General features: G+C 65.7%; 21 protein-coding genes. 11 read left to right on the forward strand and 10 right to left on the reverse strand.

Going from position 1 to position 19,981, the window contains the following annotated elements; genetic code table 11:
• The first annotated feature begins 92 nt into the window (after window positions 1–92).
• Both F623_RS0100205 and F623_RS0100210 read left to right on the forward strand, forming a co-directional pair.
• Window positions 93–485, forward strand: coding sequence for a hypothetical protein (locus F623_RS0100205; RefSeq protein WP_018862680.1), 393 nt, complete (start codon window positions 93–95; stop codon window positions 483–485).
• 106 nt (window positions 486–591) lie between these two features.
• The gene (locus tag F623_RS0100210) at window positions 592–2,277 is read left to right on the forward strand and encodes an alpha/beta-hydrolase family protein (protein WP_018862679.1); all 1,686 of its coding nucleotides are present in this window, start codon (window positions 592–594) and stop codon (window positions 2,275–2,277) included.
• 36 nt (window positions 2,278–2,313) lie between these two features.
• On the opposite strand, the gene F623_RS0100215 is transcribed toward F623_RS0100210, so the two are convergent.
• Window positions 2,314–2,676 (reverse strand): hypothetical protein, encoded by a 363-nt coding sequence (locus tag F623_RS0100215; RefSeq protein ID WP_018862678.1) that lies wholly within the window; start codon window positions 2,674–2,676, stop codon window positions 2,314–2,316.
• A 169-nt stretch (window positions 2,677–2,845) separates the two neighbouring features.
• Between F623_RS0100215 and F623_RS0100220 the strand changes: the two genes are divergently transcribed.
• The 3 genes from F623_RS0100220 to fliL all read left to right on the forward strand — a co-directional run bounded on the left by F623_RS0100220 (window position 2,846) and on the right by fliL (window position 4,886).
• Window positions 2,846–3,493 carry an outer membrane protein gene (locus tag F623_RS0100220; protein ID WP_018868705.1) on the forward strand — a complete coding sequence of 216 codons (648 nt, stop codon included), beginning with the start codon at window positions 2,846–2,848 and terminating at the stop codon, window positions 3,491–3,493.
• A 161-nt stretch (window positions 3,494–3,654) separates the two neighbouring features.
• A complete protein-coding gene (locus F623_RS0100225; protein WP_018868704.1) occupies window positions 3,655–4,491 on the forward strand; it encodes a zinc-dependent peptidase in 837 nt (278 codons plus the stop codon).
• Window positions 4,488–4,886: a flagellar basal body-associated protein FliL gene (fliL, locus tag F623_RS0100230; RefSeq protein WP_018862675.1), complete on the forward strand. Its 399-nt coding sequence runs from the start codon at window positions 4,488–4,490 to the stop codon at window positions 4,884–4,886. Before F623_RS0100225 ends, fliL begins: the two co-directional genes overlap by 4 nt.
• Before the next feature lie 105 nt (window positions 4,887–4,991).
• On the opposite strand, the gene F623_RS0100235 is transcribed toward fliL, so the two are convergent.
• Both F623_RS0100235 and F623_RS0100240 read right to left on the reverse strand, forming a co-directional pair.
• On the reverse strand, window positions 4,992–5,288 hold the full coding sequence (locus tag F623_RS0100235; RefSeq protein WP_018862674.1) for a hypothetical protein: 297 nt from the start codon (window positions 5,286–5,288) through the stop codon (window positions 4,992–4,994).
• 76 nt (window positions 5,289–5,364) lie between these two features.
• On the reverse strand, window positions 5,365–7,272 hold the full coding sequence (locus F623_RS0100240) for an ABC-F family ATP-binding cassette domain-containing protein (RefSeq protein ID WP_018868703.1): 1,908 nt from the start codon (window positions 7,270–7,272) through the stop codon (window positions 5,365–5,367).
• Between the two features lie 260 nt (window positions 7,273–7,532).
• Between F623_RS0100240 and F623_RS0100245 the strand changes: the two genes are divergently transcribed.
• A complete protein-coding gene (locus F623_RS0100245; RefSeq protein WP_018868702.1) occupies window positions 7,533–8,456 on the forward strand; it encodes a GGDEF domain-containing protein in 924 nt (307 codons plus the stop codon).
• Between the two features lie 49 nt (window positions 8,457–8,505).
• On the opposite strand, the gene F623_RS0100250 is transcribed toward F623_RS0100245, so the two are convergent.
• Both F623_RS0100250 and F623_RS0100255 read right to left on the reverse strand, forming a co-directional pair.
• Window positions 8,506–9,447 (reverse strand): hydrogen peroxide-inducible genes activator, encoded by a 942-nt coding sequence (locus F623_RS0100250; protein WP_018862671.1) that lies wholly within the window; start codon window positions 9,445–9,447, stop codon window positions 8,506–8,508.
• Window positions 9,444–9,797, reverse strand: a complete 354-nt coding sequence (locus F623_RS0100255) for a DUF3301 domain-containing protein (protein WP_019572126.1) — start codon at window positions 9,795–9,797, stop codon at window positions 9,444–9,446. The genes F623_RS0100250 and F623_RS0100255 overlap by 4 nt, the downstream gene beginning before the upstream one ends.
• Window positions 9,798–9,857: 60 nt before the next feature.
• On the opposite strand from F623_RS0100255, the gene F623_RS0100260 reads away from it, so the two are divergent.
• The 4 genes from F623_RS0100260 to F623_RS0100275 all read left to right on the forward strand — a co-directional run bounded on the left by F623_RS0100260 (window position 9,858) and on the right by F623_RS0100275 (window position 14,582).
• The gene (locus F623_RS0100260; protein ID WP_018862669.1) at window positions 9,858–10,691 is read left to right on the forward strand and encodes an inositol monophosphatase family protein; all 834 of its coding nucleotides are present in this window, start codon (window positions 9,858–9,860) and stop codon (window positions 10,689–10,691) included.
• A 26-nt stretch (window positions 10,692–10,717) separates the two neighbouring features.
• Window positions 10,718–12,082: an adenylate/guanylate cyclase domain-containing protein gene (locus tag F623_RS0100265; RefSeq protein ID WP_026278781.1), complete on the forward strand. Its 1,365-nt coding sequence runs from the start codon at window positions 10,718–10,720 to the stop codon at window positions 12,080–12,082.
• Window positions 12,082–13,236 (forward strand): hypothetical protein, encoded by a 1,155-nt coding sequence (locus F623_RS0100270; protein WP_018862667.1) that lies wholly within the window; start codon window positions 12,082–12,084, stop codon window positions 13,234–13,236. Before F623_RS0100265 ends, F623_RS0100270 begins: the two co-directional genes overlap by 1 nt.
• A gap of 131 nt (window positions 13,237–13,367) precedes the next feature.
• The gene (locus tag F623_RS0100275; RefSeq protein WP_018862666.1) at window positions 13,368–14,582 is read left to right on the forward strand and encodes a TraB/GumN family protein; all 1,215 of its coding nucleotides are present in this window, start codon (window positions 13,368–13,370) and stop codon (window positions 14,580–14,582) included.
• 8 nt (window positions 14,583–14,590) lie between these two features.
• On the opposite strand, the gene F623_RS0100280 is transcribed toward F623_RS0100275, so the two are convergent.
• From F623_RS0100280 to F623_RS0100295, 4 genes are all read right to left on the reverse strand, one after another.
• Complete coding sequence (locus tag F623_RS0100280; protein WP_018862665.1) at window positions 14,591–15,589, reverse strand: zinc-binding dehydrogenase; 999 nt, start codon at window positions 15,587–15,589, stop codon at window positions 14,591–14,593.
• Between the two features lie 72 nt (window positions 15,590–15,661).
• Window positions 15,662–16,177: a Slp family lipoprotein gene (locus tag F623_RS0100285; RefSeq protein ID WP_081616607.1), complete on the reverse strand. Its 516-nt coding sequence runs from the start codon at window positions 16,175–16,177 to the stop codon at window positions 15,662–15,664.
• Window positions 16,158–16,730: a Slp family lipoprotein gene (locus F623_RS0100290; RefSeq protein WP_026278779.1), complete on the reverse strand. Its 573-nt coding sequence runs from the start codon at window positions 16,728–16,730 to the stop codon at window positions 16,158–16,160. The genes F623_RS0100285 and F623_RS0100290 overlap by 20 nt, the downstream gene beginning before the upstream one ends.
• Window positions 16,731–16,767: 37 nt before the next feature.
• Window positions 16,768–17,649, reverse strand: a complete 882-nt coding sequence (locus tag F623_RS0100295; protein WP_018868701.1) for an HDOD domain-containing protein — start codon at window positions 17,647–17,649, stop codon at window positions 16,768–16,770.
• Between the two features lie 159 nt (window positions 17,650–17,808).
• Between F623_RS0100295 and F623_RS0100300 the strand changes: the two genes are divergently transcribed.
• Window positions 17,809–18,588 carry a dienelactone hydrolase family protein gene (locus F623_RS0100300; RefSeq protein ID WP_018862661.1) on the forward strand — a complete coding sequence of 260 codons (780 nt, stop codon included), beginning with the start codon at window positions 17,809–17,811 and terminating at the stop codon, window positions 18,586–18,588.
• A 79-nt stretch (window positions 18,589–18,667) separates the two neighbouring features.
• Here the strand turns inward: F623_RS0100300 and F623_RS0100305 are convergent, their stop codons facing one another.
• Window positions 18,668–19,966: a response regulator gene (locus F623_RS0100305; RefSeq protein WP_018862660.1), complete on the reverse strand. Its 1,299-nt coding sequence runs from the start codon at window positions 19,964–19,966 to the stop codon at window positions 18,668–18,670.
• Window positions 19,967–19,981 lie beyond the last annotated feature (15 nt).

A 19,981-nucleotide genomic window follows, 5' to 3' on the forward strand; every position in this document is an offset into this window, starting at 1 on the left:
CCGTCCGCCGGAATCATCCTCAGGGCCGCGGTGATTGAATCGCGAAAACCGCTTGTCACAGAACGGTCACCTTCGCGTTGTACGCTGGCGCGATGAAGGACTCACGTTCACGCCACTGGGCCGGAGCGGGAACCGGCCTGTGGCTTCTGCTGCAGACGATCGACGAGACGGGAAAGGCACAGCGCCTGGCCCGCGTCGCCGGTTGGGTCCTGGCACTGGCCGGCGCCGTCGTCGTCGCACTCGGCCTGCTGATCCAGCACACCCCGACAATGATGGAGGGGACTCTGGTCGCACTGCTCGCCGTGGTCGGCGGCTGGCTGCGCAGCCGCATCGCCGCCACGCTCCTGATGCTGCTCATGGCGCTCGGGCTCGCCACCGGCCTGACGGCCGGGGCGGCGACAGGAGGCCTGCTGCTGCAGGTGGCCCTGTTCGGTGTGGCCCTGCGCATGGTCGAAGCCACCTTTCGCTTTCGCACGGTGGCATAACGGTCAATAGATCGCAGAGCACATCTGCCTTCGCCGGGGAGACTTGAACCCCGCCCGTGTGCCAGACAGGATGAGGCTTTCCATCCGCGAAGGAACCGCACACGCGATGTCTGTTGTCGGCCGTCTGCAAACCCGCCTGCGGCGCTTCATCTGGCCGGGCTGGGCCACCCGTGTCCTGGGGTCACTGTCGATCCCGGGGCTGATACTGGCCACTTTATTCTTTGCCGCTTCGCTGACCCCGAGTTTGATCCCGCGTACCGACGACGTGCAGGGCATCCTGTCCGGTCTGTCGCTCGCCGCCGGCTACGGGCTGGGCGTGTTTTTCCACTGGCTGTGGTCCTACCTGGAGCTGCCCGAACCCAGCGAGCGCGTGCACAACACCCTGGTGCTGATCGCCGGGGGTGGCGCCGCACTGATTGTGCTGGCTTTTCTGTGGCAGGCCACCGAGTGGCAGAACACCATTCGCGAGTTGATGGATCAGGAGCCGGTGGATGGGGGCTTCCCGGTGCGCCTGGGGCTGATCGCCGCGGCCGTGTTCGCCGCGACCCTGACCGTCGCCCGGCTGTTCCAGCTACTGGTGCGCTTTCTAGCGCAGCACCTGCGGCGCTTTATCCCGCGTCGGCTTTCGAATGTGATCGGTGTGGTGGCCGCCGCCGCGGTATTCTGGGCCGTGATCGACGGCGTGGTCCTGGAATACGGCCTGCGCACCGCCGATCGCAGCTTTCAACAGTTCGACGTACGCGAGTACCCCGGCGCCGAACAGCCGACCAATTCCGCCCGCACGGGCAGTGCCGAGTCGCTGGTCTCCTGGGAAGAGGGTCTTGGCCGCCAGGGGCAGCGCTTTGTCGGCGATGCACCTGCTGCCACCGACATCACGGAATTCACCGGCGAGGAAGCCCTGGATCCGATTCGGGTCTACGTCGGGCTGAACGCGGCCGAAACCATCGAAGACCGGGCACGGCTGGCCCTACAGGAACTGGTCCGGGCGAATGCCTTCGAGCGATCCGTGCTGATCCTGGCCACACCCACCGGGCGCGGCTGGGTGGATAACCGCGCGATCGCGCCGGTGGAGTACCTGCACGGCGGCGACATCGCAACCGTCGCCGTGCAGTACTCCTACCTGCCCAGCTGGCTGTCGCTGATGTCCGAATCCCAGTACGGTCACGAGACGGCCCAGGCCGTATTCGCGGAGATATACAGCTACTGGAAACAGCTCCCCGCGGACGCCCGTCCGGAACTGTACCTCTACGGCCTGAGCCTGGGCGCGCTGAACTCCGAACGCGCGGCGGACCTCTACGACGTAATCGGTGACCCGTTCAACGGTGCGTTATGGGCGGGGCCGCCTTTCCGCAGCGAGACCTGGCGCGACATCACACGCCAGCGCCAGCCGGATTCCCCGGCCTGGCTACCGCGTTTTCGCGACAGCTCGGTGGTGCGCTTCACCAATCAGGAGAATCATCTGGACATCCCCGGCGCCTCCTGGGGCCCGATGCGCATCGTCTACCTGCAATATGCAAGCGATCCGATCACCTTCTTCGAACCACAGGCGCTGTACCGCAAACCCGAGTGGATGCAGCACCCACGCGGCCCGGATGTCTCGCCGGACCTGACTTGGTACCCGGTGGTCACCATGCTGCAGCTAGCCGTGGACGTGGCTATCGGCGATGCCGCGCCGCGCGGCTACGGACACGTCTATGCCACCGAGCACTACATCGATGCCTGGCAGGCGGTGACGGCCACGGAGTGGCCGGAAGAAGAGCTCGAGTGGCTGAAGCGCCACCTTGCCGATTAAGGAAACACTGGTCAGTGCTTCCTTAAGCTACCGCGGTTACTGGCTCGAAAACTCTGCTTCCTCGATCAGTACGGGATAGGCGTAGCCCGCGCCGAAGTCGCGATCCAGGACCAGTATGCCGGTCACCGAGACCCGATCGCCCACCTCCGGCAACTCGCTGGAGGTAATGGTGATGTAATCACCTTCGTTGCCCGTGCCGTCAACGAAGTGAATGAAATTAACACCCATGATGTCCTCGTTGACCCGGCCGACGATCCCCTCCAGGCGCACTTCTTCACCCTCGAGTTCCGCCGGCGCCTGATTCAGTTGCTCGACCGTATGGACCTCACCCGCGGCCGCGACGCCCCCCCAAAGTACCGCCATCAGCAGCGCTGCCAGGATTCCTGTTTGCTTGTGCATTCGTTCAACTCCATCGCTTGCGTATTGCAGCCGCAGGGGCTACCCGAGCGAGCGATTCTGGCATAGAACCATCGATGCAGTGCCCGCCCCACCGGAAACTGTGCCACCATTCGCCACGCGCGGGACATCCGAATCTCGCCGCACTCACAATAAAATTGGGAGCATAACCATGCACAACAAGACTCGTCTCGGGGTCGCCCTTGCCGGCACCTTCACACTGCTGGCCGCGACCGGATCCGCCCATGCCAGTCCCTTTCACGGCTGGTACGTCGGCGGGCAGCTCGGCTGGGTCGGTTACGACATCGACTACCGCGAAAATGACGATGGCCGCATTTCGGGCATGAGTGCCTCCGGAGCGACCGGAGGCGTGATGACCGGTTGGGGGACAGTGCTGGACAACGGGCTCTATCTGGGCGTCGAGTTCGATGCGCAAACCGAAGATGCCGACCTGACGGTGCGGATTGATGATGCAGAGCTGGGTGTAGACAGCAAATACAGCTACGGCATCACCGGCCGCCTCGGGACCACGGTAAACGACAGCGTCCTGCTCTACGGGCTGGCTGGGTACCAGCGCGCGCGATTCGATTACCGCCTGACCGAAACGGAAGAGGACATGTCCCTCCGTTTTAAGGACAGCACCAATGGCGCCCGGATCGGCGTGGGCATCGAGTACCAACTGGACAGCCGGCTGTTTATGCGCGCCGAGTATTCCTACACCTTCTACGAGCGCGAGCGCTATCGGATCGAGGACGAAATGACGTTGCGCTTCGACTCCGATGCCCAGCGCTTCATGGTTGGCCTCGGCTACCGCTTCTAGGCGACTGGCCGCCCCGCCGCCGTGTCCGGTGGCGGGTTTTTTTGGACGGATTGGCCAACGCTCCCCCCTGCCCCGTCAAACATGACGCGAACCCCCGCACCTCAAGGCTTGTCGTCCCCCTGCAGTCGGCAGACCGGCCACAAACATGCGACGATGTCGCTATGCACGACACGCCCCACTATCCGTTGCGCGGCCTGCTCAAGCGGCTGATCGAGCCCTTTGCCGCAAGCCATGCCGGCCGAGTCTCGCTAGGTCCCGATGAATGGGAGACCCTGCGCCGTCAGGTGCCCTTTGTCGCAACCCTGTCGCCCGAGGAGTCCGAACGCCTGAAGGGACTGGTGGAAGAAATCCTGGGCACCCGGGAGTTTGTGGGCATCGAGTCGGAACCCACCCACGGGCAGTGCCGAATGATTGCCGCCTACGCCGCACTGCCCGTACTGGAGCTCGGACTCGCGCCCTACCGCGACTGGCGCACGCTGGTGCTGTATCCGGATACGTTCGTGCCCGAACACGAATGGGTGGACGAGGACGGCATCGTGCATCAGGGGGCCATGCCGCAGTCCGGCGAGGTCTGGGAACGCGGACCGGTGATCCTGTCCTGGGCCGATGTCATTCGCGATGGTGCCGTGGTGGTACATGAAATGACCCATGTACTGGATGCCGGCAACGGCGACGTGAATGGCTTTCCGCCACTGGAACGCGATCACTCCGCCGAAGACTGGACCCGCGACTTCACCTCCGCCTACGAGGCATTTGTCGAGGCCGTGGAGAACGATACCCCCGAAGACCAGCTACCGCTGGACCCCTACGCCGCGACCGCGCCGGAGGAGTTCCTGGCCGTGGCCGCGGAAGTGTTCTTCTTCGAACCTCGGAGGCTGCGCGAGACCCTTCCGGCGGTCTATGATCATCTGAGCCGATATTTTCGCCAGGAACCGCACCGTCGCGCGGCGACCATCGCCACGCAAGGGACCCATTTGCCACACGAGATCTCCGCATGAAGACTGTGTCACTCAGCCTTTCCCTGCTCGCCCTGCTGTGGTGGATCGTCCCCGGCAGTGCCCTTGCGGTCGATGATCTCGACAGCCGCTACGTGACGCTGGAACCCATCGTGGTCAACATGGAGGCGACGGACCGCGCCCGCTACCTTCAGGCCAAGATTCAGCTCGAGGCGGCCGAGATGGAGGATGCCCGCGAGATCCGCGGACATATCCCGGCCGTCCGCGATCGCATCATTCGCATCATGGGAGGCCGCTCCCCGGACAGCCTGCGTGGCAGCGAGGCCCGCGAAGATCTGCGCCATGAGGTACTGGAGGAACTCAACGAACTGCTCGAGGAACTGACTGGCGCCCCCCGCATCGAGGCCCTGTACTTCTCCGACTTTATCCGCCAGTAACGCACGCCTCCGTCCGGATAAAGAAGGCCCCGGCAGTCAGTTCTGCCGGGGCCCAAGCTGCCCGACGGAGGACCGGGCCGGAGTCCCGCCAGGGACCCAGTTAAATCAGTGAGGCCGATGCAGCAACGGCATCTCGCCGCGCTCGACCATGTGCCGGATCAGGGTCGCCCGACCGGGGGCCTCCTGCTCCAGCTCGGCGGCACATTGCGAGTCCTGGTGCGTGGCCTCGGCCAGCAGCACCTCCAGTTCGCGCAGGTCCACTTTCGGCTTCTGCAGGTCCTCCGGCTTCGGGTTTTCCACCATATGGGTCTCCCAGAACATGCGGGGGTGCCAGCAGTGCAATTGTGCGTCCGGGTGGTGAAAGAGTTCGACACAGCGACGATTGAGTTCCTGTGCATTCATTGCGAATGACTCCTCTTGCCGGTGCATTCACTCTACTTGTATAGACGCCTGAATACCTGAGTTCAAGACTCGGACATTAGACCTGACCCACAGAATGCCCGCGGGCCGACTCGAGCTCCTCCAGTGCCTCCATCCATTCCGCCTCGACGGCCTCCAGGCGCGTACGCAGCTCGCCCTGCTCGCGGGTAAGCTCCGCCAGACGGCCCGCGCTGTCTCCGGTGTACAGCGCGGGATCGGCCAGCTCGCCCTCGATCGTCTCTAGCCGCCGTTGTAATTCGCCACAAGCCTGCTCCGCCGCATCGGCCCGCTTCTGTATCGGGCGTAACGCCGCACGCGCCTGCGCGGCCTGCTGGCGGCGTTCCTTCTGCGAAAGCGGCGCTTCCGACGTATTCGACGCCGGCGGCGCGGAGGCAGCCGTCGTCTCCCGTTCGCGTTGCAGTTCGCGCGCGTAGTCGTCCAGATCGCCGTCGAACTCCGTCAGACAGCCGCCTTCGAGCCGCCAGAAACGGTCGCACACGCGTGCCAGCAACTCACGGTCGTGGGCCACCACGACCAGCCCGCCAGCATAGTTCTCCAGCGCCTCCGCGAGGGCCTCGCGCATATCGAGGTCCAGGTGGTTGGTCGGCTCATCGAGCAACAACAATGCGGGTGCCTGCCAGATCAGCATACCCAGCACCAGGCGCACCCGTTCGCCGCCAGAGCACTGCCCGACGGGTGCATCCGCGCGCTCGCCGGGGAATCCCATACCACCCAGAAAATCACGCAGGCGCTGCTCGGGAGCAGCCGCATCCAGCCGCGTCATATGGGTCAGGGGCGAGGCCGCAAGATCCAGTTGCTCGCGCTGATGCTGGGCGAAATAACCCACCCGCAGGCTGGGGTCGACACGCCGCTCACCCGCCGTTGGCGCGAGCACGCCTGCCAGCAGGGACAACAGTGTCGATTTGCCGGCGCCGTTAGGTCCCAGGACACCAATACGATCTTCCGGGCGCAGCCGCAGGTCGGTCGCGTGCAGGCGGCAGGTCTCGCCGTTACAGACCTCGGCCGCCTCCAGCGCCAGCAGTGGATCGGGCAGGCGCTCCGGCGTCGGGATCTCCAGGTGGATCGGGCGCGCCGCGCGGATCACGGCCACTTCGTCCAGCCGCTCGAGGCGCTTCAGCCGGCTCTGAGCCTGACGCGCCTTGCTTGCCTTGGCGCGAAAACGGCGCACGAAATCCTCCAGGTGTGCACGCTCGGCGGCGACCTTCGCGGCCGCGGCCTCGCTTTGGGCCGCGACCTCCGCGCGTCGGGCCTCCGCCTGGGTGTACCCCCCGCTGTAGATCTCGATCTGTCCGCGTTCGATATGCGCGATGTGCGTGACCACCCCATCAAGGAAGCGCCGGTCGTGGGCAATCACGATCACGGTACCGGGATAGCGCGCCAGCCAGCCCTCCAGCCAGAGTATGGCCTCCATGTCGAGGTGGTTGGTCGGTTCGTCCAGCAGCAGGAGGTCCGAGCGGGTCATCAGGGTCCGCCCCAGACCCAGGCGCATGCGCCAGCCGCCCGAAAAGTCGCTCATCGGGCGCTCGGCATCCTCCGGCGCAAAACCGAGGCCGGCCAGCAGGCGCCGCGCCCGCGCCTCGGCGGACCAGCCATCGATCGCGTCGATGGCCGCATACAGCCGCGCGTGCTCGGCACCATCCTCGACCGACTCCAGCCGCCGTTCCAGATCACGCAGCTCGGCATCGCCATCGAGTACATAGTCGACCGCACGGCGAGGGCTGCCCGGGACCTCCTGCGGGAGGTGGGCCACCACCCATTCCATCGGCACCTCGACACTACCGGCATCCACTGACAGTTCGCCCTGCAAGGCGGCCAGCAGTGACGATTTGCCGCAGCCGTTGGCACCGGTGAGTCCCACGCGCCAGCCGGCATGAACGGTCAGGTCGCTGCGCTGCAGCAGCACCTGCCGGCCACGCCGCAATTCAATATCGGAAAGTCGGATCATCGGAGCAGTTTAGGGAAACGCTTGCCAGTACACACGCGGGCGTACGTGATCAAAGGCCTGCCCCGGACCCATGTGTCAAATTATTGACGACCCTTGCCGGCCGGGGCGGCCCCCCTTTGCCACCCCGGCAGACCGGCGCCGTTTTTTCGTCACCAAGCCACAACCATAAACAACAAGATACTGATAATTAATTACATTTTTAATGTGGCACAAAAATCGCTTGACTCAGGCTCCAAGAGTCAGGACACGGCGAGGCCGCCATGAATCGCGACGGAAACGCAGGGAATCTGCGCCTGGTATCGGGCAAGGGAAAATCCACCAAGCGCACCGAGGCACCCTTCGATGCGCTGGCCTTCGTCCAGTCCCTGACCACTACGCTGGAGTTCGACACCGTCCTTCAGCGGTTGCACGAACAGCTTCACGCACTCGTGAAGCACTCGGGGTGGATCTTCTACACCGAGGGCGACGACCAGAGCTGGTCGGGCGGCGAGGATGACCGCCACCGTATCGAGTACGGCCTGAGCTACAACGGCGTCAACATGGGCTCGCTGATCCTGATGCGCGGGCGCCGCTTCAGCGACGCAGAGCAAGAACAGATCGAGGCATTGCTGGGTCTTGCCGCACCGTCCCTGCACAACGCCCACCGTTTCCGTCGGCTCATGTCCAGCCTTGAGGCCGATGAACTGACAGGACTGGGTAACCGCCGCGCCTTCGAGATCCAGGGTGCCAAATGGCTGGCCGACTGCCGGCGCCAGGAGCGCCCCTTGTCCGTGCTGGCGATCGACCTGGATCACTTCAAGCGAATCAACGACGAATACGGCCACTCCGTGGGCGACGAGTTGTTGCGCCGCGTCGCCGATACGCTGCGCACCGCCACTCGGCAGTCCGATCTGCTCGTACGCATGGGCGGAGAGGAGTTTCTGGCCGTTCTGCCGGGCGCCGATCTGGCCTGCGCGATGGAATGCGCGGAGCGCATCCGCCTGGCAATTGGCAACATCCGCACCACCGCGACGGCCGACGATGCGTCGGCTCTGCAAAGCGAGGGCGCGGTCAAGGTCACAGCCAGCATCGGGGTCGCGAGCATTGGCCGCACGACGTCACTGCAGGCCCTCTACCAGAAGGCCGACGAGGCGCTTTACGGCGCCAAGCAATCCGGCCGCAACCGGGTCCTGGCCAGTCACTAGGCCGAACGTTTCATGAACGGTTTGGGCCTGAAGCTCGCCGCCCGGAACTTCAGGGGCTCTCACCGGGTTGAATGAAGTCCACACAGGTCAGCGCCGTCGCCAGCACCGCCTGGCGCAGGGCCTCGATTGCCTCCGGACGCGGGAAGCTGGTTCGCCAGGCCAGTGCCACCCGGCGACTGGGTACCGGCTCCTCGAACCGACGCACAGCCAGCAGGCGCTGGGCGTAGCGATCAGCCCCCACCGCAGTGCACGGCAGAATGGTCACCCCCATACCCGAAGCCACCATATGGCGAATGGTCTCCAGTGAAGACCCCTCCAGGTTACGCGGCGTACTGCCATCCGCGGTGACGGTCCGCTGACAGGCGGCACACCGCTCCAGCACCTGGTCACGGAAACAGTGCCCGGCGCCAAGCATCAGCAAGGTGGCATCCGCCATGTCTTCCAGGGTCAGCGTCTCCTTGTCCTGTAGCGGGTGGCCACCCGGAAGCACCGCAACGAAGGGTTCGTCGTACAACGGCAGCGAAACCACACCCGGCTCTTCGAATGGCAGCGAGATGATGATCGCGTCCAGTTCGCCATGCTTCAGACGCTCACGCAACTGCGCGGTATAGTTCTCTTCGATGACCAGCGGCATCCTGGGGGCCCGTTCGCGCAGCGCCGGAATCAGCTCGGGCAGCAGATAGGGGCCAATGGTGTAGATCGCCCCCAGGCGCAGAGGCCCCGTCAACTGGTCCTGACTCTGCACTGCCACCGCGCGCAGCTGTTCCACCTCGGTCAGCACCCGTCGGGCCTGGGCGACCACCTGCTCGCCAGCCGGGGTCACGCTGACCTCGCCACGACCGCGCTCGAACAGGGGGACGCCCAGTTCGTCCTCGAGTTTGCGAATGGCGACGGACAAAGATGGCTGACTGACATGACAGGCCTCGGCCGCACGGCCAAAATGACGCCGGTCGGCTACCGCAACGACATAGCGCAGCTCGCTCAGTGTCATCGTTCGGGAGTCCGATGCCCGACATTGTCATTGCCCTCGACGAGACGCCCATCATCGGGCAGGTCCAGGGTGACCTGGCGCAGGCGCCGCCCATCCAGCGAGATCTCGCCGACATGCCGGCTGGAACCGTCAATGGCAAATTCAAAGCGGTACTGCCGCCGCCAGGCCAGCCCTCCGGGCTGGCGCCGGATGGCCTGGCGCGTGCGCACCACGCTGCCATCCAGGAACTGCACACCAGCCTGTTCGCAACTACGCCGCGCGATCCGGCGGACCCGTTCGTGCGTGCGCCAGGAATCGTTCACGTAAAAGGCCACCAGAACCAGCGCGAGGATTATCAGCAAAGGCGTCATGGATCGGTATGATACCCACATTCCACTTTTCGCCGACGATTGCCCCAGACCCGACGCCCCATGTCCATTAGCGCCATTGCATTCAATCAACTTGCCGCCGAGCTTCGCACCATCGGCCAGAGCGAACTGCTACCGCGCTTCGAAGCCGGGATCGCTGTGGACTACAAGGCGGACGGCTCGGTGATCACCCAAGCCGACCACGCGGTCGATGCACGGCTGCGCAATCTGCTGGAGTGCGCGGTCACGGACGAGCCCGTGCTGAGCGAGGAACAATCCCGACAGGAGCAGACCCGCGTGCTCGAGCAGGCACCCGCCTTCTGGCTGGTCGATCCACTGGACGGCACCAGCAACTTTGCGGGCGGCATGCCCTTCTTCGCGATCTCCGTTGCCCGCATCGAGGGAGACCGGGTCACCCACGGCGCGACCTATGACCCAGTACGCGACGAGCTCTTTACCGCGCGCGAAGACGGGCCATTACTGCTGAACGAGGCGCCACCCCCGGCCGCCGACCGCGCTCCGGTCAGCCGCCTGGACAAGGCGATCGCGCTGGTCGACTACAAGCGCCTGGACCCCGCCCTGGCCAGTGCGATGGCCACGGACGCCCCGTACCGATCGCAACGCAACCTGGGTGCCTGCGCCCTGGAATGGGCGTGGCTGGCGACCGGACGGGCAGATGTGTATCTGCATGGAGGACAGGCACTGTGGGACAGTGCCGCCGGGAGCCTGATGCTGGCCCGCGCGGGCGGTACGATGAGCAACCTCGACGGTGCATCGGCGTTTGACCGCTCCTTGGAAAAGCGCTCCGCCATTGCGGCCCGTTCGGCCGCGCTGTTCGATCAATGGCGGGAATGGCTGAACCCACGCCGCCAACCCTCCGTGGCTTCTGTTTCGTGAAATCCAGAAAACCCAGCAACGGGCGCCTGTCTGCGGGGGACTTCACCCCGCGTTATCTGCCCATTGCCTGGAAGATCGTCGCAGTCGTAGCCGTCCTCACCTTGCTTGGCATCGGCACCCTCTCGGTCGTGGTGCTGAACCAGGTCACCAACGTCCTCAATAACCAGGTCCGCGCGCAGGCCGAACTGACCCTGGCGCCGGTTGCCCGCACCTCGGCCGAGCTGATGCTGGCCGAGGACTACCTGACGCTGGAAACCCTGCTGAACTCCCTGGTCGAGGACGGCCGCGTCGAGTCCGTGACCGCCTACGCCATCGACCGCGGCGTCATCGCCTCGGCCGGCACCCCACCATCTCCCGGGGGCATCGGGGAAGGAGTCTGGCCACTGGCCGCCTCGGCAGAGCCCTACCAGCGCGAGGTGCGCTTTCAGGATGTCCAGGTCGGGTACATCGAGGCGCATATCGACACCACCCCGATGCAGGAGCTGATCCGCAACACCATCAACGCAGGGATTGCGACTGCCGTCGGTGTGTTTCTGCTCAGCCTGATCCTGGCAATCGACATCAGCAAGCGCCTGGTGCGTCCACTCGAACGCCTGGCACATGCCATGCGCGAACGCATCCGCCGCCCCGTGGATGAACACGGACGACCTCTGCCGATGGTGCACGAGGACGAGATCGCCCAACTGACTGCCGCCTTCAATAACATGGCCCAGGATCTGCTGCGCAAGGACCAGGTCGAATCGGCTCTGCGCCGCTACGTCTCCGATGCGATCGCGCAGGACATCCTGGAAAACCTGGACCGGATCGAACTCGGCGGGCGTGCGGTCGAGGGCTCAGTGCTGTTCGCGGACATCAAGGGCTACACCTCGCTGTCGGAACGCTGCACACCCGAAGAACTCGGCCGCATGCTGAACGAATTCTTCGGTCCAATGGCGGAATGTATTGCCCGTCACGGTGGGACGGTAGACAAGTACATGGGCGACTGTACCATGGCGGTATTTGGCCTCGGTGGGGATGACAATCACCGCCAGACCGCCGCCCGAACCGGCCTCGCCCTGCTGGAAACGGTCGCGGCGATCAACGCCGAACGGCAAGGTCGGGGCGAGGAACGCGTCGAGTTTCGCATTGGCCTGAATGCGGGCGAGATGCTGGCCGGCAATATGGGCGCGCAAGACCGCATGCAGTTCACCGTGGTCGGCGACACCGTCAACGTGGCGGCTCGCCTGGTCACGGTCGCGCCTTCCGCCGGCATGGTGACCACAAATTGCTTTATGGAGCATGAGCAGGTGAAAGGGCATTTCGAGACCGAGCATTGGGGAATCCACGAACTGCACGGTGTCAGCGAACCTGTCGAGGTCGTTCGCGTCCTCGCGGTGGCGGACGCCGATTGATGGGTTTCCGGGTCTCGCGGCTTGATCTGCTGCTGGTGGCGCTCGCCCTGTTGTTTTTCCAGGGCTGTGCCGGCATGCAGCCCTTCATGACGGCGGAAGACCAGATCGAAACCGCTGTCGAAGAGGGCCACTACCAGCGAGCTCTGGAACTGCTCGACGAGTACGAACCTGAACCGGCCAACGAATGGGCCACCCGACGCGAAGAGATCGAAGTCCTGGCGCAAGAGGCGGCCGATCAGGCAATGAAGGATGCGCGCGCGGTTTCGGCCGAGGGCGCGGTCGCCGAGGCCCTCGGGATCCTGGAGGATGCCGACTCCCGCTTGCCCGAGAGCGAGGAGCGCACACGCTTTATGGACCAGCTGGAGCGCCAGCGCCAGGTCGGACTGCGTACTCTGCAGCAACGCCACGACATACTCGAGGCCCGCAATCTGGTCGAACAATTGCGCCTGCTGGAAATCATGCGTCCCCTGGTGCAGGAGACCAACCAATTGCCTGCAGACCCGGACGCCCTGAACGAACGTGCGCCTACCCTGGCCGAGAATCTGGAACGCTATGCCGAGGACAGCGAAGGGCAGGAGCGTCTGGAGCTGTTGCGTCTGGCGCAGGACTTGTCCCCCGCAAGTGAACGTGCCACCCGCATCCGCGAACTCAACGAAGAGTTGCGCACACGCGAAGAAGACGAGGATCGCGAAAAAGAGGCCGAACGGCTGTCCGCGATCAATGCGCAACTGCGTCAGGCCCTAGAGGCGGGCGAGCTGCAGCGGGCCTCCCAGTGGTGCCGGAGCGGGGATCTGCAGCTGGACGAAGACGCCTCGGATCCCGACCAGGCCGCCCAGCGGGCGCGCATATCCTTGTGCGAAGAATGGCGCGCACAGCGCGATGCACGCGCGGAGCAACTGCTGGAGGAGGGGCGCCGCCAGTACACCGCCGGCCAGATCCAGGAGGCAGTCAACACCTGGGAGGAGGGGCTCGCGATGGCCCCCAACCACTCCGGTCTGGCTACAGCCCGGGAACGGGCCCTGCGCGTACTCGAACGCCTGGACACGCTGCGCATCCCCGAGGCCCCGATGCCGGTAGGCCCCGACGGGGCGCCGTTGCCCGAGTCCGATGCCGAGGATGCACCCGAGACGGACGCGGAAGACACTGAAGAATGATCCTGAGGAGGTCGCAGCCCTGAAGCGACCCCAACCGGACACCACTTGAGTCGCAAGCTTGCGATTCAAGTGGTGTCTCCCTAGGATTGCCGCGCTGCAGCCCGCGCGCCCAACCGGACCACCCGCTTGCGATGACCGCCTCCGTTCACGACCTGATCGCCGACGAACCCCACCGCATTCTGCAGCTCGGCGATACCGAGGTGGTCGTGCTCGGCACGGCCCACGTGTCCCGCGCCAGTGCCGACAAGGTGCGCGCACTGGTGGACACCGGCGAATTCGACGCGGTGGCGATCGAACTGTGCGAAAGCCGCCAGCGCGCGATGCTCGACCCGGACGCGGTCCGGCGCATGGACCTGTTCAGCGTGATGCGTCAGGGTCAGGCGCCGATGATCGCCGCAAGCCTCGCGCTGGGCGCCTATCAACAGCGCCTGGCCGAGCAGTACGGGATCGAACCGGGTGCCGAGATGCGTGCGGCCATGGACGTGGCACTGGATCGTGGCCTGCCGCTGGCGCTGATCGACCGCGACCTCGGCCTGACACTGCGGCGCACCTATCGCGCGGTGCCCTGGTGGCAACGCATGGGTCTGATCGGCGGCCTGTTCGGCTCGGTACTTTCGCGCGAGAAGATCGACGAATCGGAGATCGAACGGCTGAAGGAAGGCGACATGCTGGAGTCGACCTTCAGCGAGTTCGCCGAACAGTCGGAGGACCTCTACCGGACACTGATCCACGAGCGCGACCAGTACATGGCGGCCCACCTGCGGCGCCTGGCCGAGTCCGGCAACCACCGCCGCATCCTCGCCGTGGTCGGTGCCGGGCACCTGTCCGGGATCGCGACCCAGGCGGGCGATGACCTGACGCCCCCCGATGCCATCCTCGATTCCCTCGACCAGCCACCGCCCAAGGCGCGCTGGCCGAAGATCCTGCCGTGGGTCATCGTCGCCGTCATCCTGACCGGCTTCGTGATCGGCTTCCTGCGCAATCCGGACATCGGCCTGCAGATGGTGATGGACTGGGTAATGATCAACGGCGGCCTCGCCGCCATCGGCGCAATCATCGCGCTGGCCCACCCGCTGACCGTGGTCACCGCGGCGCTGGCCGCACCGCTGACCTCGCTGAACCCGACCATCGGGGTCGGCTTCGTCGCCGCCGCGGCCGAGCTTTTCCTGCGCAAACCGCGTGTCGACGACTTTGCGCGCCTGCGCCAGGACACCACCACCCCGCGGGGCTGGTGGCGCAATCGGGTCTCGCGCGTACTGCTGGTCTTCCTGCTGACCACACTGGGCTCTGCCGCCGGCACCTATATCGGCGGTGCGCGCGTGTTCAGCCACCTGTTCGGCAGCTGACCCGCACCCTACTCCGGAATCCGCAGGACGAGCTTGCCGCTGCGCCCGGCGGCCTCGATGCGCCGATGCGCCTCCGCCGCCTCGGCCAGCGGCAGGCTGTCCTCCACATTCACCTGCAGGCGCCCGCTGGCGAGTCGCGCGAGCCCCTCGGCCACCAGCGTGGCCTGGTGCTTCAGGCGTCGCCGGTCGCCTTCCAGCATCGGCGTCAGCATCAGTTCCAGGCTGATGCTCGGGTTGCGCAGGCGCGCCGCGTTCCAGTCCACCTCGTCCGGCGGTGCCAGAAGCGTGATCAGATCGCCACCGTAGGCCACCTGCGCGAGTCCTTCGCGAAAGGCCGGCCCACCCACGGTATCCAGCACAATGTCGAAGCCGCGACCGTCCGTGTAGGCCCGGATCGATTCCTCCGAGTCGGACTGGGTCAGGTCGACCACGTCACCGCCGAGGCCGGTAACCAGGCGCTTGGCCTCCTCGCGCCGCACCAGCCCCAGGACCCGTGCTCCGGCAGTGCGCGCGATCTGTACGGCCATCTGCCCCACCCCACCCGCGGCGGCATGCACCAGCACGGCCTGGCCACGCTGCAGGTCGGCACGCTCGAACAATGCTTCCCAGGCGGTCAGCCAGGCCAGCGGCAAGGCGGCGGCCTGCAAGTCGGTTACCGCGGCCGGCACCGGTACGATGGCCGCCTCCGGGACCACTACCTGCTCGGCATAGGTACCCGGATCCGCTCCCACGCCACCAAAGCAGAACGCCACACGCTGTCCCGGGCGCACATGACGCACACCACTGGAACAGGACTCGACCACACCGACGCCGTCACAGCCGGGCGTGTTCCGCACGGCTCCCGGGACGAGCATGCCGCGCGCCCGGACCTTGGTATCGACGGGGTTCACGCCGGCCGCCAGGAGCCGAATCTTGACGTCGTCCGGCCCTTCAAGCTCGGGCTCGGGGACCTCTCTCATTTCCAGGACATCCGCCCCACCGGGCTCGTCGAAAACGATTGCTCGCATCGAGCGACTCCTCGTGTTTGAACATGCCTTGTGGATTTTGATACCGCTTCGGGAAGTCTTTCCAGAGACGCGCTAGAGGCCAATCCCGATGCCGATCCCGAAACGCACGCCCGACGACGGGCGCGGCGGCTCCGGGTCCGGCCACAGATGCACCGAGTAGGCATCCAGCAGCGGAAAGACATACGCGAGCTCGCCAATCGAGCCCTCCTCGGTCCCCGATACCGTACCCACCGCCGTGACACGCCGCCCCGGACGGTAATCGACCGGATCGGCAAAGCCATCGAGCTTGAGGCGAAAACGCCCCGTGTTGGCTTGCCGTGTCTGGGGCTCCTGGCGCTGCAACGGGTAGCTGACCACCTCGAGCACCGTGCTGTCCGCCCGATTGTCGACCCGCGCGATCACCCCGCCCCAGACCTGGTCCTCGGCAGGCAGGCTGTCGGCGGCCACACTGCGCGGGGGTACCGGGTCACCCACCGCGTCGGGGATCTCCAACGGGCCCGAGGCACAGCCAGCCAGCAGCACCGGCGCAACAACCAGCACCAGCGCAGCCACTCGCGCGCGCCATGCGTTACCAGTACCAGGGATCATATCGCCAGGGGTCGTGACGCCAGTGGTAGGGATGGGGTCGCCAGTACGGGCCCATGTAGCCCGGCGGGCCCCACGGGTCGTAGTAGTACCGGTCGCGCGGCGGCGGACGCTTGGCCCACAGGTGTACCGTTTGTGCCTCGATGCGAACAAAGCGGTAGTCAAACTCGCCGATCGAGCCTTCCTCGACTCCGTCGATCCGTCCGCGAACGGTGACCTCGCGTCCCTCCTCGTAGACCTGGGGATCAAGGAAGTCATCGATGTAGGCGCGGAAACGCCCTTCCGACTGGTCGACTTCGCGCGGACGGGCCTCGCGACCGAGCGGGCGCGCTACAATCTCGAGCCGGGTGCCGTCCCGGGTGTTCTCGACCTGTGCGATGACGCCGCCCCAGACCACCGCCTGACCCTTGGCCGCCTCGGGATCGGCGAGGACCTCGGCACGACTCAGGGGCTCCTCCGGCAGCGGCTCAATCCCTTCGGGGATGCTCGCGCAGCCCACGAGCAGCCCACCGAGCAGCAACCCGGTCAGCAGAGAAAAATGGCGGCATGGATTCATGTCCATTAAGACCGTCCTCACCGCTGCAAGGTTCGTGTCACTCCGGGCCTGGCGCACAAAGCGCTTCGACATCCACGACCTCGTGCTGTGCCGCCTCCACGGCCTGCAACAAGTCGTCGGGTCCGAGACCGACCATCTCCCAGACCTTCGCATCAACCGGCGGGGCGTCGGCCCAGTCGCGAGAGTCGATCTCGGCCAGGTGGGCTCCCGTATTGGCGAGATGCACCAGCGTCACTTCCGTGCGGTATGCCTCCGGCGCTGAACGGGGATGATGGTGCCCGGCCACACAGGCAACCAGGCCATCCGGCAGTCCCCAATGGGCAGCCAGGGCCCCACCCAGTTCCGCATGGTCGAACCCGAGCTGCTCACGCTCGGCCCCCTGCGGGCTCAGGCCGTCCCCGATATCGAGGCTGGAGAGGAACGCACGATGCGCCGCCTCCGGCGACTGGGTGAACAGCAAGAGCTTGCCCAAATCGTGCAGCAGCCCGGCGAGAAACACGCTGCCGGACTGGCGGGGCAGGACCCGGTCGGCCAGGTGACGGGCGATTACCGCGCAATAGGCAGAATGCCGCCAGAACACCTCCAGTGGCAGACGCTCCTGGTCGGGAATATTGCCGGTCGCACGCGTGATGGCACCCGCGACGACCAGACGCTGCAGGGTATCCCGGCCGAGCAGATTTACCGCCCGTTCCACCGTATCCACGCTGCGCGACTGCGCGTAAACGGGGCTGTTGGCCAGGCGCAGGACCAGCGCCACCAGGCCAGGGTCACGCCCGAGGCTGCTGGCGATCTGCCCCGGTGTGCTGGCGTCATCTTCCAGCAGGCGCGCCACGTCGAACACGACCTGCGGCATTGCCAGGAGCTTGTCGGCCGACTGGACGCGTGCCTTGAGGCTTTCCGTTGCGTTCATCTCGGACATCCCGGTTCTCCATAACGGGGCCCTATGCCCCGTGGTATCTACTGTAGCCCCATGCCCCTCGCCAGGGAAACGAAGTGCGGGCAAATCACGACGGAACGAACCATAATCGGGTACTCGGGTCGTTAATTGTTGCTTGTCCCCCACAATGGAGGTTGTCCCATGGCGTTTCGACTGACCGCTGCACTACTGGCCTTTACCCTCCCCGGCCTGGCGCTGGCCGGCATTCAGACCGAAGAGGTCACATACGAACATGATGGCGAGGAAATGACCGGCTATCTCGCCTACCCCGACAGCGACGGACCCCACCCGGGTGTCCTGGTCGTCCATGAGTGGTGGGGTCACAACGAATATGCTCGCGATCGGGCGGAGCAACTGGCACGCGAGGGCTATGCCGCGTTCGCGCTGGACATGTACGGCAGCGGCAAGAAGGCCGACCATCCGTCTGAGGCGGGAGAGTTCGCCGGCCAGATTCGGGGTAACCGGGAACTCTTGCTGGGCCGTTTCACCGCCGCGCACGACTGGCTCAAGGAGCACGATGCCACGGCCGACCAGCCCCTGGCGGGAGTCGGCTATTGCTTTGGCGGAACCGTGGTTCTCGAAGCGGCACGCGCGGGGATGGATCTGGCGCTGGTGGCCAGCTTCCATGGCGCGCTGGCAACTGACCACCCGGCGGGGACGGGCGACGTCAAGGCAGAGGTCCTGGTCTTCAACGGCGCGGCCGACCCGATGGTACCGCCGGAACAGGTGGCCAACTTCCGCGAGGAGATGGACAACGCCGAAGCCACCTACACCTTCGTCGACTTCTCCGGTGTGGTGCACAGTTTTACCAACCCCGGGGCCGACGAGATCGCCGAGAAGTTCGACATGCCGGTGGGCTACGACGAGCGGGCCGACCGCGACTCCTGGAAGCACCTGCTAAGCGCCCTGGAGCGCATGTAATTCGAGTGCCAGGCTGCGTGAGTGTGGCAGGCGCGGCCCGCCACACTCGATTCATGCCCACGCACGGCCGGCGGCTCAATCAGAAGTTGCGGAAGAAGATCAGGGTCCCCAGACCTACCACGACGGCAACCATGACCAGGATAGCCAGCTTCAGCCAGCGCCAGCCGCGCGAACGCCCCGAACGACTGCGGCGCTTGCGCGATGAAGTCCTGGGAGCGGGTGCATCCGCCGCCAGGGTCGGGCCCGCCGCCAGCACCGCGTCATCGGCCCGAGCCACCAGGGGCTCGCGCTGTTCCATGCGCGTCGAGGGCACTTCACCTCCCTCCCCCGAAAGGGACGCGCTGGCATCCAGCGGGGCCGCCCCCTGCTCCAGTTCGCGGATCCGGCTCCGGAGGGCCTGGTTGCGCTCGCGCGCCTCGGCCAACTCCTGCTCACGCTGTGCCAGCCGTTCACCCAGGGCCGAGGTCGAGCCATCCTGTTCCGTGCAACGGGCCTCCAGATCGGCGCGCGCACGCTCGGCCGCGGCCGCACGTTCGCACTGCTGGTTGCGTTCCTGGCGCAGGCGGGCGGCCTCCTCCAACGCCTGGTCTCGCTCCTTTTGCACGGTCTCGCGCAGACGGTCGGCTTCCACCAGTTCGTGGTCAAGACGGATGTTCTCGTTCTCGAATTCGCGCAACCGAGCGCGCAATCCCTCCACCTCATCGGTCAGCTCTGCGGCATCCGAGACCTGCGCCGACTCGTCCGGGTCTTCGCCCACGATCATCTCGGTCGCCTGCAACTCCGCCAGCTGACGTTCGCTGTCTTCGGCCCGCTGCAGGGCAGCGGTCGCCTCGTCGCGGGCTTCACCCAGCGCCGCACGCAGGCGTTCAATCTCGTACTGGGCTTCGCGCTCGTCGGCCGATTGCTGGCGAAGCATCAGTTCGCGACGCAGCCGATCGAGTTCCTGGCGCAGTGCCTGGTCGCCACCGCCCTCGGGGGCACGCGGCAGCAGGTCATTGACCACGTCGCGCACACGGCCGGGCACGAACGGCTTGATCAATACGGCGTTGGCACCCAGCTCCAGCCATTCACGGCTGGCGGACTCGTCGCTTTCCTGGCCGGTGATAATGACAACCGGCAGATCGGCCGGGAGCCCTTCGACGCCATCACGGATGCGCAGCAACAGATCCTGTCCGTCCAGGCCCGGCATGGAGAGGTCCGTCAGCACCAGACCGACATCGGGGTTGCGCTGCAGGAGCGACCAGGCCTCTTCGCCATCCGCCGCTTCATAAACCACACGCTCGCCCTGCAGGATGCGCTGCAGGGCAATCCGGATCACCTTGGAGTCATCCACCACCAGGATCGCGGTGCGGATCGCTGGCGATTGCTGTTCAGTCATCAAAGTCCCCCGGGG

It is taken from the genome of Thioalkalivibrio sp. ALD1, assembly GCF_000381245.1.
GTDB lineage: Bacteria > Pseudomonadota > Gammaproteobacteria > Ectothiorhodospirales > Ectothiorhodospiraceae > Thioalkalivibrio.